General features: G+C 60.6%; 12 protein-coding genes. 5 read left to right on the plus strand and 7 right to left on the minus strand.

What is annotated here, in order from left to right; genetic code table 11:
* The first annotated feature begins 51 nt into the window (after positions 1-51).
* Positions 52-753 (plus strand): ArsR/SmtB family transcription factor, encoded by a 702-nt coding sequence (locus tag J1G34_RS13005; RefSeq protein WP_065886504.1) that lies wholly within the window; start codon positions 52-54, stop codon positions 751-753.
* Between the two features lie 84 nt (positions 754-837).
* Positions 838-2,208 (plus strand): MFS transporter, encoded by a 1,371-nt coding sequence (locus J1G34_RS13010; RefSeq protein WP_222994151.1) that lies wholly within the window; start codon positions 838-840, stop codon positions 2,206-2,208.
* 138 nt (positions 2,209-2,346) lie between these two features.
* Here the strand turns inward: J1G34_RS13010 and J1G34_RS13015 are convergent, their stop codons facing one another.
* The gene (locus J1G34_RS13015) at positions 2,347-3,300 is read right to left on the minus strand and encodes an adenosine deaminase (protein ID WP_043051475.1); all 954 of its coding nucleotides are present in this window, start codon (positions 3,298-3,300) and stop codon (positions 2,347-2,349) included.
* A gap of 193 nt (positions 3,301-3,493) precedes the next feature.
* Between J1G34_RS13015 and J1G34_RS13020 the strand changes: the two genes are divergently transcribed.
* Positions 3,494-4,585 carry a calcium:cation antiporter gene (locus J1G34_RS13020; protein WP_065897928.1) on the plus strand — a complete coding sequence of 364 codons (1,092 nt, stop codon included), beginning with the start codon at positions 3,494-3,496 and terminating at the stop codon, positions 4,583-4,585.
* 75 nt (positions 4,586-4,660) lie between these two features.
* On the opposite strand, the gene J1G34_RS13025 is transcribed toward J1G34_RS13020, so the two are convergent.
* The 6 genes from J1G34_RS13025 to J1G34_RS13050 form a co-directional block, all read right to left on the minus strand.
* Positions 4,661-6,019 (minus strand): 8-oxoguanine deaminase, encoded by a 1,359-nt coding sequence (locus tag J1G34_RS13025; RefSeq protein ID WP_222994152.1) that lies wholly within the window; start codon positions 6,017-6,019, stop codon positions 4,661-4,663.
* A 210-nt stretch (positions 6,020-6,229) separates the two neighbouring features.
* A complete protein-coding gene (locus J1G34_RS13030) occupies positions 6,230-6,916 on the minus strand; it encodes an SDR family oxidoreductase (protein ID WP_057726414.1) in 687 nt (228 codons plus the stop codon).
* A 57-nt stretch (positions 6,917-6,973) separates the two neighbouring features.
* Positions 6,974-7,555, minus strand: a complete 582-nt coding sequence (locus tag J1G34_RS13035; protein ID WP_222994153.1) for an IMPACT family protein — start codon at positions 7,553-7,555, stop codon at positions 6,974-6,976.
* Between the two features lie 12 nt (positions 7,556-7,567).
* Complete coding sequence (locus J1G34_RS13040; protein ID WP_065886509.1) at positions 7,568-8,227, minus strand: TetR/AcrR family transcriptional regulator; 660 nt, start codon at positions 8,225-8,227, stop codon at positions 7,568-7,570.
* An 87-nt stretch (positions 8,228-8,314) separates the two neighbouring features.
* Positions 8,315-9,709, minus strand: coding sequence for a uracil-xanthine permease family protein (locus tag J1G34_RS13045; protein ID WP_222994154.1), 1,395 nt, complete (start codon positions 9,707-9,709; stop codon positions 8,315-8,317).
* Between the two features lie 87 nt (positions 9,710-9,796).
* Positions 9,797-10,717 (minus strand): LysR family transcriptional regulator, encoded by a 921-nt coding sequence (locus J1G34_RS13050; RefSeq protein ID WP_222994155.1) that lies wholly within the window; start codon positions 10,715-10,717, stop codon positions 9,797-9,799.
* A gap of 127 nt (positions 10,718-10,844) precedes the next feature.
* On the opposite strand from J1G34_RS13050, the gene aptA reads away from it, so the two are divergent.
* Both aptA and J1G34_RS13060 read left to right on the plus strand, forming a co-directional pair.
* Positions 10,845-12,194: an omega-aminotransferase AptA gene (aptA, locus tag J1G34_RS13055; RefSeq protein ID WP_222994156.1), complete on the plus strand. Its 1,350-nt coding sequence runs from the start codon at positions 10,845-10,847 to the stop codon at positions 12,192-12,194.
* A gap of 39 nt (positions 12,195-12,233) precedes the next feature.
* Positions 12,234-13,727, plus strand: a complete 1,494-nt coding sequence (locus J1G34_RS13060) for a CoA-acylating methylmalonate-semialdehyde dehydrogenase (RefSeq protein ID WP_222994157.1) — start codon at positions 12,234-12,236, stop codon at positions 13,725-13,727.
* Positions 13,728-14,355 lie beyond the last annotated feature (628 nt).

Below are 14,355 nucleotides of genomic sequence, written 5' to 3' on the forward strand. Positions count from 1 at the left end.
ATACTTTGGCGCCAACCGCAGCAGAAAAACGGTTCAACGGGGAGTCGAAAGATGGAACAGGCACCATGTATCAGTCGTATCGCCAGCTTGCTTGCCGAGCCCAAGCGCACCGCAATGCTGTGGGCATTGATGGACGGTTCGGCGAAATCTTCAGAGGAGTTGGCGACGTTCGCCGGGCTGTCACCGGCGTCGGCCAATGCCCATCTGGCGCGGTTGACCGGCAGCGGCTTGCTGCGGGTCGAAGCGCGCCGGGGCAAACGGCTGTTTCGCGTGGCGGCGGCCGATGTCAGTGCCGCCATCGACGCGCTGGCGACGACCACCATGGCGAGTGCGGCGCGCGCCGCGCCGGATGTTCAGCTCCCCGCGTTGCAGACCCCGCCGCTGGTGCGTCGCGCCCGCGTGTGCCACGACCATCTCGGCGGTGAACTGGCGGCCGGGCTGTATCAACGGATGGCGCAGGCAGGCTGGATCCAGCGCTACGAACAACGTACCGAAGTGACGGTCAAGGGCACCCGGCATCTGGCGGAGCTGGGTATTTTCATCCAGGCATTCTCGTCGCCGTTGGTGTGTGACTGTTTCGACTGGAGCCAGCAGCAACCGCATGTCGGCGGTGCGCTTGGCGCCGGGCTGTTGCGGCTGTTTTTGCAGTCGAACTGGGTGAGTGCCATCGGCGAGTCCCGGGCCTTGGCTGTCAGCGACGCCGGGCTTGTGCACATCAACCGGTTGGCCGCACTGCAGGAGCGTCGCTCCTAGTTTCGGTCAGGTCGCATCCAGCAATCGCCAGGGCAGACGATGCCGCACACTCGGCCAGGGGTTTTTCACACTTGGGGGGGGGGCATGGGGATGCAGGACTATAGCGCAGCAGAGCGGCTGGAACGGTTGCCCATCAGTGGTTACCACCGAATCATTTTCATCATCATTGCCCTGGCGTTTTTTTTCGACTCCATGGACCTGGCGATGATGACGTTCCTATTGGGCTCGATCAAAGCCGAGTTCGGCCTGAGTACGGCCCAGGCCGGGTTGCTGGCCAGTTCGAGTTTTTTCGGCATGGTGGTCGGCGCTTCGCTCTCGGGGATGCTCGCTGATCGCTTCGGGCGCAAGCCGGTATTTCAGTGGAGCATCGTGTTGTGGGGTGTCGCCAGTTACTTGTGCTCCACGGCGCAGACGGTCGAGGCGCTGACCCTGTTTCGCATCCTGCTGGGCATTGGCATGGGCATGGAGTTTCCGATCGCACAGTCGATGTTGTCCGAGCTGATTCCGGCAAAACGGCGCGGGCGGTATATCGCGTTGATGGATGGTTTTTGGCCGCTGGGGTTTGTCGCGGCCGGCGTGCTGTCTTACTTCCTGCTGCCGGTGGTGGGTTGGCGCGACATCTTCCTGGTGCTGGCGGTGCCGGCGATATTTGTACTGGCCATCCGGTTTTTTATTCCGGAGTCGCCGCGCTGGCTGGAACAGGCCGGGCGCCACGAGGCGGCGGATAAGGTGTTGCTGGGCATCGAGCAAAAGGTGCGCGACTCCCTCGGGGGCGCCGACTTGCCGCAGCCTGTTGCCTTGCCGCGGGTGGCGAGTACGCCCGGCACGTTCTTCTCGGCCTTCCAGCAGTTGTGGTCGGCTCAGTACCGTCAACGCACGATGATGATCTGGAGCGTGTGGTTCTTTGCCCTGCTCGGGTTCTACGGACTGACGTCGTGGTTGAGTGCGTTGCTGCAGCAGTCAGGCTTTGCCGTGACGCAATCGGTGTATTACACGGTAATCATTTCCCTGGGCGGGATCCCCGGTTTCCTGATGGCGGCGTGGCTGGTCGAGCGCTGGGGACGTAAGCCGGTGTGCGTGGTGACGTTGCTGGGCGGCGGGGTGATGGCGTTTTTGTATGGGCAGAGCGCGGTGTTCGGCGGCAATGTCGGGCTGCTGGTTACGACCGGTTTGTTGATGCAGTTCTTTTTGTTTGGCATGTGGGCGGTGTTGTACACCTATACGCCGGAGCTGTATCCGACCTCGGCGCGCGCAACGGGGTCCGGGTTTGCCTCGGCGATTGGTCGCGTGGGGTCGTTGCTGGGGCCACTGGTCACCGGGCTGGTGTTTCCGATAACCGGGCAGGGCGGGGTATTTGCCTTGGGCGCGCTGTGTTTTGCGGTGGCAGCGCTGGTGGTGTGGGTGTTCGGGATGGAGACCAAGGGCAAGACGTTGGAGGAGTTGTCTGAAGTCTGACAGACAATATCCGCCCCTGTGGGAGGGGGCTTGCCCCCGATAGCGGTGTATCAGTCAATACATGTCTGTCTGACAGACTGCAATCGGGGGCAAGCCCCCTCCCACATTTAGCCTTCATTCATTCAGTAAAAATAGCGGTCAAGGCTTTACCAGTCGCGCATCCAGGCTGTTTTGCGCCAGGCGTTTGGCCTGGTCCTGGGTCATGCCCAGGGAGGTGTACAGCGCGTGGAAGTTCTCGGTGACATAACCGCCGAAGTAGGCCGGGTCATCCGAGTTCACCGTGACCTTCACCCCACGCTCTAGCATGTCGAGGATGTTGTGCTGGGCCATGTCGTCGAACACGCACAGCTTGGTGTTGGACAGCGGGCACACGGTCAGCGGGATCTGCTCGTCGATGATGCGTTGCATCAGACGCTCGTCTTCGATGGCGCGCACGCCATGGTCGATGCGCTGGATTTTCAGCAGGTCGATGGCTTCCCAGATGTACTCGGGCGGGCCTTCTTCGCCGGCGTGGGCGACGGTGAGGAAGCCTTCGTGACGGGCACGGTCGAACACGCGCTGGAACTTGCTCGGCGGGTGACCCATCTCGGAACTGTCCAGGCCCACGGCGACGAACGCGTCACGGAACGGCAGCGCCTGGTCGAGGGTTTTCTCCGCTTCGGCTTCGCTCAGGTGGCGCAGGAAGCTGAGGATCAAGCCGCTGGTAATCCCCAGTTGCTGCTCGCCGTCCTTGAGCGCGGCAGCGATACCGTTGAGCACCACTTCGAAGGGCACGCCGCGGTCGGTGTGGGTTTGCGGGTCGAAGAAGGGTTCGGTGTGAATCACGTTCTGGGCTTTGCAGCGCAGCAGGTAGGCCCAGGTCAGGTCGTAGAAATCCTGGGAGGTACGCAGCACGTCGGCGCCCTTGTAATACAGGTCGAGAAACTCTTGCAGATTATTGAAGGCGTAGGCCTTGCGCAGGGTTTCGACGTCGTTCCACGGCAACGCAATCTTGTTGCGTTCGGCCAGGGCGAACAGCAGCTCAGGCTCCAGCGAGCCTTCCAGGTGCAGGTGCAGTTCAGCCTTGGGCAGGGCGTTGAGCCAATCGTACATAGCTAAAATCTCATCAGGTGCAATGGCGGCATTCTACAGGCCATGGCTGAAATAATCGGCAAAACCTGACCAGCAGGAGAGTATTTGATTTATTCGCACAAGTTCGACGTGAACTAAGGTGTAACGAAACGTTAGCGGCGTGGCGCAGTCTGTACCCCAACGATGACTGATTTGCCGTACATAAAGGCCCCCCATGCTCACTTCTCTCAAGCAAGAAAAATTCATGCTGCTGGCACTGATTGCCGCCATTGCCGCCTACCCGCTGGAACACTGGATGCTCCACAGTGGGCAGATGGTGGCGTTGCTCGCCGGTCTCGCCTTGATTGCGTTTATCGTGATGGCGTCGATGCGCGTGGCCCACCATGCCGAACAACTGGCGGAAAAGGTCGGTGACCCCTACGGCACCATGATCCTGACCCTGGCCGCTGTGCTGGTGGAAGTGGTGATCCTGGCGATCATGATGAGCAACGAGCCTTCACCCACGCTGGTGCGCGACACTATCTATTCGGCGGTGATGCTCGATATCAACGGCATCCTCGGCCTGGCCGCGCTGATGGGCGGCATCAAGCATGGCGAGCAGTCCTACAACGACGACTCTGCACGCACCTACAGCGTGATGATTCTAACCGCCATGGGCGTGTCGATGGTGGTGCCGGAGTTTATCCCCGAGGCCGACTGGAAAATTTACTCGGCCTTCACCATCGGCGCGATGGTGGTGCTCTACACCTTGTTCCTGAGAATGCAGGTAGGCCCGCACAGTTATTTCTTCAGCTACAGCTACCCGGAAAAACGCCGCAAGAAATCAACCGAGCAAGAGCACGAGCAGCCCGTAAACCTCGCGTTCTCGATCGGCACCCTGGTGTTTGGCGTGATAGTGATTGGTGCGTTGGCCGAGGTGATGTCCAAGACCCTCGACCTGGGCCTGGAGGGCACGGGCGCCCCGCCGGTGATCACCGCGATCGTCGTGGCGGCTATTTCCGCCGCGCCGGAAATCCTGACGGCATTGCGCGCCGCCTTGGCCAATCGCATGCAGTCGGTGGTGAACATCGCGCTGGGTGCGTCGCTGTCGACGGTGATCCTGACGGTGCCGGTGATGGAAGCCATGGCGCTTTACACCGGCCAGCCATTCCAGATGGCGATGACGCCGGTGCAGACAGTGATGGTGTTTATTACGCTGATCGTCAGTGCGATCAACCTCAATGATGGCGAAACCAATGCCATCGAGGGCATGACGCATTTCGTGCTGTTTGCGACCTTTATCATGCTGTCGCTGCTGGGACTGTAACCCGATTTCAAGAGCACCATAAAACCAAATGTGGGAGGGGGCTTGCCCCCTCCCACATTTTGGACTGTGCTTGGTTTAGATTCCGGCGATCAACTGACGGGCCGCCCGGGTGTGATCGGCGATCAGAGCTTTCAGGTCCAGGCCTTCCACTTGTCCGTCGATTACCCGCCATTGACCCGCGATCATCACTCGGTCCGCTCGATCGGCACCGCACAGCAACAGTGCGGAAATGGGATCGTGGCTGCCGGAGAAGCGCAGCTCATCGAGTTTGAACAGCGCCAGGTCCGCCTGCTTTCCTACCGCCAACTCTCCAATATCCGTACGCCCCAACAACTGCGCCGAGCCTTTGGTCGCCCAGCCCAACACACCTTCAGGGGTAATTTTTTCCGCGCCGTAACGCAAGCGCTGGATGTACAGGGCCTGGCGCGCTTCCAGAATCATGTTAGAAGCGTCGTTGGAAGCGGAACCGTCCACGCCCAGGCCGATGGGAGCACCGGCCGCGAGCAGGTCGAGGGTCGGGCAGATACCGGAGGCCAGGCGCATATTTGAACTCGGGCAATGGCAGATGCCCGTACCGGCAGCGCCCAGGCGTGCGATTTCATCCGGGTTGAAGTGAATACCGTGGGCCAGCCAGGTGCGCGGGCCGAGCCAGCCGACGCTGTCGAGATAGTCCACGGTGCGCAGGCCGAAACGTTGCAGGCAGAAGTCTTCCTCGTCGAGGGTTTCCGCCAGGTGCGTGTGCAGGCGCACGTCGAGCGAGGTGGCCAGTTCGGCACTGGCGCGCATGATTTCGGGGGTGACGGAAAACGGCGAACAGGGCGCCAGGGCAATCTGGATCTGCGCGCCGTCGCCGCGCTCGTGGTATTCACGGATCAGGCGTTGGCTGTCGTCGAGGATGACCTGGCCCTGTTGCACGGTCTGCTGCGGCGGCAGGCCGCCATCGGCTTCGCCCAGGCTCATGGAACCACGGGTGAGCATGGCGCGCATGCCCAGCTCGCGTACGCTGTCGACCTGCACATCAATGGCGTTTTCCAGGCCTTCGGGGAACAGGTAGTGGTGGTCCGCCGCCGTGGTGCAACCCGAGAGCAGCAATTCCGCAAGGGCCACTTTCGACGCCAGGGCGAGTTTTTCCGGGGTCAGTCGGGCCCAGACCGGATACAGGGTTTTCAACCAGGGAAACAGCGGCTGGTTGACCACCGGCGCCCAGGCGCGGGTCAGGGTCTGGTAGAAATGGTGGTGCGTGTTGATCAGACCGGGCAGGACGACATGCTCGCGGGCATCGAACACCTGCGCACAGGGTTGTGCAGGTGCTTGCCCTTGGGCCAGCACTTCGGTGATGACGCCGTCTTGCAGCACCAGGCCGCCACGGGCATCGAGGCCATTGGCGGTGAAGATCGCGAGGGGATTTTTTAACCAGATACGGGTCGCAGGCATTGGCCGGCTCCTCTGAATGATGGGTTCAGGTTTGCCAGCTCAGTCTTGCCCTGTCTGCTGATCCAGGGTCGCCGGTGAAGGCGAGGTGGCAGTCTAACGCTCTAGGAGCGAGCTTGCTCGCGAAAATCGTCAACGATAACGCGGGCAGTCTGGTTTAACGCGGTGCCTGGGCGTTCTTCGCGAGCAAGCTCGCTCCTACAGTTGCGGCCATTACCAGGCGATGGTGTCGCCCTTGTAGTCCACAAAATGATGGCCGCCCTTGCCGGTGTAGGCATTTACCTGGTCCACCAGGCCACGCACGCTGGTCTCGACGTCGATGTGCGCATTTTCGCCACCCATGTCGGTTTTCACCCAGCCCGGGTGCAGCGATAACACCGTCGGCTTGTGCTCGCCCAGTTGGGTGATAAAACTGTTGGTCATGGAGTTGAGTGCCGCCTTGCTGGCCTTGTACAGCGCCATGTCCGAACCGTCGGGAATGGTGACGCTGCCCAGCACCGAACTCATGAAGGCCAGCACGCCGGTGTCCTTGCGGATCTGCCCGACAAAACGCTGGGCCAGGTTGATCGGGGCCACGGCGTTGGTGAAAAACAGTTGGCCGACTTCCGCCAGGGTGGCGTGCCCCGGCTCCTGGTTCGCGGGGCCCTTGACGCCGGCATTGACGAACAGCAGGTCGAAGGTGCGGTCTTTCAGGCGTTGGGCCAGGGCGATAACGGCTTGCTGATCGTCCATGTCGAGTTTTTCGATCTGCACCGGGCCCACGGCTTTCAGGGCGTCGGCCTTGTTCGGGTCACGCACGGTGGCGGTCACGTCCCAGCCGTCCTGGAGCAGTTGCTTGACCAGGCCGAGGCCCAGCCCGCGCGAGGCGCCGATGATCAGTGCGGTTTTTGGCGTAGACATGAAAAGCTTCCTTTGGAGTCGCGGTTCAGGGAGTTGCAGTGAGCAACAGTAGCAGTTTCAGCGTTGCAGCAGGATACGTCCCCGGCTCAGGTCAGCGAGCTGGGTTTGCAAGGTGTCGATGTGGGCTTCGCCCAGGGCCAGTTGCAGCTCCACGCCGTTGGCGGTGAAGGTTTCTTCCACGATCAGCCCGTCCAGTTCGGCAACGCGCAGCTTCAGCAGGTTCAATTCGGAGAAACCGCAGGCGCACCTCAGCGGTACGCGACTGATCAGCTCGATGCGCTCGGCATTCTGCAGGCATTTACTTGCGCCGCCGCCGTAGGCACGGGCGAGACCACCGGTGCCCAGTTGAATCCCGCCGTACCAGCGAATCACCAGCACCACGACCTGATCAAACCCTTGCGCCTCGATGGCCGCCAGGATCGGCCGCCCGGCGGTGCCGCCGGGTTCGCCGTCGTCGTTGCTGCGGTATTGGTCGGCCAGTTTCCAGGCCCAGCAGTTGTGCGTCGCGTTGAGGTCGCTGTGCTGCTCGATAAACGCCTGGGCGTCGTGCGCGCTGGTAATCGGCGCCGCCAGGGTGATAAAGCGGCTTTTGCGTATTTCTTCACGAAATTCGCAAAAGCCTGTGAGCGTGAATGGCATAAGTCGCTTCGTTCAGGGGGCCGGCTTGATGCCGCAGCCTTTGAGAATAATGTGGATCAGGTTGGTGCCGGCGTCCTCCATGTCCTGCTTGGTCAGCTTGGTGCGGCCGGTGACGCGGCAGATCTGGGTGGCGAAGTCGGCATAGTGCTGGGTGCTGCCCCACAGCAGGAAGATCAGGTGTACCGGGTCGATGGGGTCCATCTTGCCGGCATCGATCCAGGCCTGGAACACGGCTGCACGGCCGCTGAACCAGGCGCGGTAGTCCTGGCTGAAATATTCAGTGAGGCATTCGCCGCCGCTGATGATCTCCATGGCGAAGATCCGCGAGGCCTGTGGCTGGCGTCGCGAGAACTCCATTTTGGTGCGGATGTACCGGGAGAGGGCCACGGCCGGGTCGTCCTCGGCGGTCAGCGCGTTGAACGTGCTGTCCCACAATTCGAGAATATTGCTGAGCACCGCAATGTACAGGCCTAGTTTGTTGGTGAAGTAATAGTGCAAGTTGGCTTTGGGCAGCCCGGCACTGGCCGCGATGGTGTTCATGCTGGTGCCCTTGTAGCCATGGCGCGCGAATTCATCCTCAGCCGCCTGGAGAATCGCTTGTTCGTTCTTTTGCCGAATGCGGCTGGCGGGTTTACCGGCATGGTTGCTGTGGGCAGGAACTTCGAGGCTCATGGAGGTTTCCGTGCTGATCGATGGGGGCGACGTGTGCACAGATAACCCACCCTCAAGCCTCAGACAAGTGTTGATGCAATAAAACCGTCAAAGCGATTCCAGGGAGTCGCTTTTGGGCGTGGGGTTTGTAACGGCGCGGACGGTTTTGGCCTCGGGTAACAGCAGGCACAGCACAATGGCGGTCAGCCCGCCGCTGGTGATGGCGGAGTCGAACAGGTTCTGCACCAGGGTTGGCATCAAGTGCAGCAGGTTGGGCTGGGCGGCGATGCCCAGGCCGACACCGAAGGAGGTGGCGATGATCAGCATGCTGCGTCGATCCAGCGGCGCCTGGGCCAGGATGCGCACACCGGCTGCGGCGACGCTGCCGAACATGACCAGGGTCGCACCGCCCAGCACCGGTTTGGGGATTTGCTGCAACACCGCGCCGATCATGGGAAACAACCCAAGGCATACCAGCACCACGCCGATGTACAAACCGACATGACGGCTGGCCACGCCGGTAAGTTGGATCACCCCGTTGTTTTGCGCGAAGGTGGTATTGGGGAAGGCGCTGAACGTGGCGGCGATCATGCAACTGACGCCATCCCCGAGCACGCCGCCTTTGAGTCGGCTTATATAAGACGCACCGCTGATGGGTTGGCGGGCGATCATGCAGTTGGCGGTGAGGTCTCCGACGGTTTCGATGCTGCTGATCAGATAAATCAGCGCGATGGGCAGGAAGGCGCTCCAATCGAAGTTGAAACCAAAGCGAAACGGCACGGGCAGGCTGATCAGAGGCACGTCGGGTAATGCCTGGGGCACCAGTTTGCCACTGAACCACGCGGCGAGGCTGCCGAGCGCCAGGCCGATGATAATGGCCGAGAGGCGTACCCAGGGCGTGTTCGAGCGGTTGAGCAGGATGATCGTCAGCACCACGAACAGGCCCAGGGCCAGGTTGATGGGGGCGCCGAAGTCGGGGGCGTTGAACCCGCCGCCCAGATCGGTGATGCCGACTTTTATCAGGCTGATGCCGATCAGCGTAATCACGATCCCGGTCACCAGGGGCGTGATGACCCGGCGCAGCTGGCCGATAAACCGGCTCAGCACGATCTGCACCAGGGCGCCGAAAAAGCACACGCCGAAAATCATCGCCAGGATGTCCTCAGGGCTGCCGCCGCGTTGCTTGACCAGGAAGCCGGCGGAGAGCACCGCGCCCAGGAACGCAAAGCTGGTGCCTTGCAGGCAAATCATCCCGGCGCCGATACCGAACGGCCTGCGCGCCTGGATGAAGGTGCCGACGCCGGAGACCATCAGCGCCATGCTGATCAGGTAGGGCAGGTGCGCGGTGAGGCCCAGGGTGGAACCGATGATCAAGGGCGGCGTGATGATCCCGACGAACGCGGCCAGCACATGTTGCAGGGCGGCCAGCAGGGCGGGCAGTGGTTTGGGGCGATCATCGAGGCCGTAGATCAAGTCGTTGGGGCTGGAGGATTCTGGTGGCATGGCGGGTCAACTCGGGGCGGACGGTTCAAGGTCCTTGTGCCTTGCAAAAAACTGTCCACCTGCTCAGCTTTTTGTGCAGGGCCCGTGTTAGCGTGTTGCCGCCAGGCTCTCTAGAAAACTTTCCAGCACCAAATGGGGGCGACGGCCCTTGCGCGTGACCGATGCCAGGCTCAAATCGTAAAACCGTGTAGCCGCTTTCAGCGCGCGCAGTCGGCCTTGTTGTACCCAAAGGTTGGCGTAATGGTCGGGCAGGTAGCCGATATAGCGCCCGGTGAGGATCAGGAACGCCATGCCCTCACGGTCCGAGGCGCTGGCGGTGCACGTGAGCCCCTGGTAATGGGCCTGGATCTCGGCGGGCAAGCGGAAGGTGGGGGCGATGGCGTCCTGGCTGTCGAGGCGCGCGTCGTCCAGTTGCTTGTCGTCGGCATAAAACAGTGGATGCCCGACCGCGCAATAAAGCAGCGAGCGCTCGCTGTACAGCGGTTGGTACTCCAGGCCCGACAATGCGCTGGCCTGGGGCACCACGCCGACATGCAGACGGCCGTCGAGGACACCTTGCTCGACTTCACTGGGGGCGATCATGCGGATTTGAATCTGCACGTCCGGGCCACGTTCCTTCAATTGCGCCAGGGCGTGGGTGATGCGCATATGGGGCAGGGTGACGAGGTTATCGGTCAGGCCGATGATCAGCTCTCCGCGCAAGTGCTGGTGCAGACCATTGACTTCGGTGCGAAAACTTTCCAGCGCACTCAACAGTTGCAACGCCGACTGATAGACCTCGCGGCCTTCTTCCGTCAGCGAGAACCCCGCGCGGCCGCGTTGACAGAGCCTCAGCCCGAGGCGTTGTTCCAGGTCGCTCATTTGCTGGCTGATGGCCGAACGACCAATCCCCAGTACGGTTTCCGCCGCCGAAAAGCCACCACACTCCACCACGCTGCGAAAGATGCGCAACAGGCGGATATCAAAGTCGCTGACCTGGGCCAGGGGGTCGGGGCGACGGCTGCTCATAGTTTAGTGAAGTCCTGACTGAAGGTTAGAAGAGTTGAATTTCACCGACTTTATCCCCGTGGCAATTTAGCTGCAACTACGCTTTTTTCAATCCCGACGCTGCCTTTTGCCTTGCGAGGTTTTGCTGATGAACATGCCGGAAAACGCCCCATCATCCCTGGCCAGCCAACTCAAGCTGGATGCTCATTGGATGCCTTATACCGCCAACCGTAATTTTCAGCGCGATCCGCGCCTGATCGTGGCCGCCGAGGGCAGCTGGTTGACGGATGACAAGGGGCGCAAGGTCTACGACTCGCTGTCGGGCCTTTGGACCTGCGGCGCCGGGCATACGCGCAAGGAAATCCAGGAAGCGGTGGCCCGGCAGTTGGGCACCCTGGACTACTCTCCGGGCTTCCAATACGGTCATCCGTTGTCCTTTCAACTGGCGGAAAAGATTACCGACCTGACCCCTGGCAACCTCAACCATGTGTTCTTCACCGACTCCGGCTCCGAGTGCGCCGATACCGCCGTGAAGATGGTGCGCGCCTACTGGCGCCTGAAGGGCCAGGCCACCAAGACCAAGATGATCGGCCGCGCCCGTGGGTATCACGGTGTGAACATTGCCGGTACCAGCCTGGGCGGCGTCAACAGTAACCGTAAGCTGTTTGGTCAGTCGATGATGGACGTCGACCACCTGCCGCATACGTTGCTGGCGAGCAATGCCTTCTCCCGTGGCATGCCGGAGCAGGGCGGTATCGCATTGGCCGATGAGTTGCTCAAGCTGATCGAACTGCATGACGCGTCGAACATCGCTGCGGTGTTTGTCGAGCCGATGGCCGGTTCCGCAGGCGTGTTGGTGCCGCCACAGGGTTATCTCAAGCGTCTGCGCGAGATCTGCGATCAGCACAACATCCTGTTGGTATTCGACGAAGTGATCACCGGTTTCGGGCGCACCGGTTCGATGTTCGGCGCCGACAGCTTTGGCGTGACCCCGGACTTGATGTGCATTGCCAAGCAAGTCACCAATGGCGCCATTCCGATGGGCGCGGTGATTGCCAGCAGCGAGATCTATCACACCTTCATGAACCAGGCGACGCCGGAATACGCGGTGGAGTTTCCCCATGGCTACACCTACTCGGCGCACCCGGTGGCCTGCGCGGCCGGCCTCGCGGCACTGGACCTGCTGCAAAAGGAAAACCTCGTGCAGAGCGTAGCCGATGTCGCACCGCACTTTGAGAATGCGCTGCATGGCATGAAGGGCAGCAAGAACGTGATTGATATTCGTAATTACGGCCTGGCCGGAGCCATCCAGATTGCGCCGCGTGACGGGGATGCCATCGTGCGTCCGTTCGAGGCCGGCATGGCGCTGTGGAAAGCCGGTTTCTACGTGCGCTTTGGCGGTGACACCCTGCAGTTCGGTCCAACTTTCAACAGCAAGCCGCAGGACCTGGATCGCCTGTTCGATGCGGTCGGTGAAGTGCTGAACAAGATTGACTGATTTCTCCTTCTATATAGAACAACTTTTCAGGAGCCCTGCATGAGCCTTATCCAGCATTTGATCAACGGTGAATTGGTCAATGACAGCGGTCGTAGCGCCGATGTGTACAACCCGTCCACCGGCCAGGTCATTCACCAGGTGCCATTGGCCAGTCGCGAAACCATTCAACAGGCGATCGACTCGGCCAAGGCGGCGTTCCCGGCCTGGCGTAACACGCCTGCGGCCAAACGGGCGCAGGTGATGTTTCGTTTCAAGCAGTTGCTGGAGCAGAACGAAGCGCGTATCTCGCAGCTGATCAGCGAAGAGCACGGCAAGACGTTGGAGGATGCCGCCGGTGAGTTGAAGCGCGGGATCGAGAACGTTGAATACGCGTGCTCGGCGCCGGAGATTCTCAAAGGCGAATACAGCCGCAACGTCGGCCCGAACATTGATGCCTGGTCGGATTTCCAGCCGCTGGGCGTAGTGGCGGGCATTACGCCGTTCAACTTCCCGGCGATGGTGCCGTTGTGGATGTATCCGCTGGCGATTGTGTGCGGTAACTGTTTCATCCTCAAACCGTCGGAGCGTGACCCGAGTTCGACGTTGCTGATCGCGCAGTTGTTGCAGGAAGCGGGTCTGCCCAAAGGCGTGCTGAGCGTGGTGCATGGTGACAAGGGCGCGGTGGATGCATTGATCGAGGCGCCCGAGGTAAAAGCGCTGAGCTTTGTAGGATCGACGCCGATTGCCGAGTACATCTATTCCGAAGCGACCAAGCGTGGCAAGCGCGTGCAGGCACTGGGTGGCGCGAAGAACCACGCCGTGCTGATGCCGGACGCGGACCTGGATAACGCCGTCAGCGCTTTGATGGGCGCAGCGTATGGCTCCTGCGGTGAACGCTGCATGGCGATCTCGGTGGCGGTGTGTGTGGGTGACCAGGTGGCGGATGCGTTGATTGCCAAGCTGGTACCGCAGGTCAAGGCGCTGAAGATCGGTGCGGGCACCACCTGTGGCCTGGATATGGGCCCGCTGGTGACGGGGCAGGCGCGGGATAAGGTCAGCGGCTATATAGAAGAGGGCGTGTTGGCGGGCGCCGAGTTGGTTGTTGACGGTCGCGGCTTGAGCGTCGCCGGACATGAAGACGGGTTCTTCCTCGGTGGCAGCCTGTTCGATCGCGTGACCCCCGAGATGCGCATCTATAAAGAAGAGATCTTCGGGCCGGTGTTGTGCGTGGTGCGTGTGGACAGCCTGGAAGCGGCGATGCAGTTGATCAACGACCATGAGTACGGCAACGGTACGTGCATCTTTACCCGTGACGGTGAGGCGGCGCGCCTGTTCTGTGATGAAATCGAAGTGGGCATGGTGGGGGTTAACGTGCCTTTGCCGGTGCCCGTGGCTTATCACAGCTTTGGTGGCTGGAAGCGGTCGCTGTTTGGCGACTTGCACGCCTATGGGCCGGATGGGGTGCGTTTCTATACCCGTCGCAAGGCGATCACCCAGCGTTGGCCGCAGCGGGCCAGTCATGAAGCCTCGCAGTTTGCTTTCCCCAGTTTGTAAGGCGGGATAAGTGGAAGGCCGGCCCCTTGGGGCCGGCCTTCGCGTTTTCCGGGGTTTTTTGACTTATATGACAGAAATGTGAAAAAGAAGGTTGACGGCAGATTCTGTGCGCCTATAATTCGCCCCACTTTCGGCGCAGTCGAAACGGAAAACTCCTTGGTAAACAAAGAGTTAAGTAGTTTTCGACAGCAGGCCGCTTCAGTTCATCGAAGCCAAAAGGAAGTTGAAAAAGAGGTGTTGACAGCAGCGTGTAACGCTGTAGAATTCGCCTCCCGCTTACGAGAGATCGCAAGCGCAAGTGGTTGAAGTTGTTGAAGAAATCTTCGAAAACTTCTGAAAATAACCACTTGACAGCAAATGAGGCTGCTGTAGAATGCGCGCCTCGGTTGAGACGAAACATCTTAACCAACCGCTCTTTAACAACTGAATCAAGCAATTCGTGTGGGTGCTTGTGGAGTCAGACTGATAGTCAACAAGATTATCAGCATCACAAGTTACTCCGCGAGAAATCAAAGAATAACCAACGATTGCTGAGCCAAGTTTAGGGTTTCTTAAAAACCCAAAGATGTTTGAACTGAAGAGTTTGATCATGGCTCAGATTGAACGCTGGCGGCAGGCCTAACACATG

It is taken from the genome of Pseudomonas sp. Wu6, from assembly GCF_019891515.1.
Lineage (GTDB): Bacteria > Pseudomonadota > Gammaproteobacteria > Pseudomonadales > Pseudomonadaceae > Aquipseudomonas > Aquipseudomonas orientalis_A.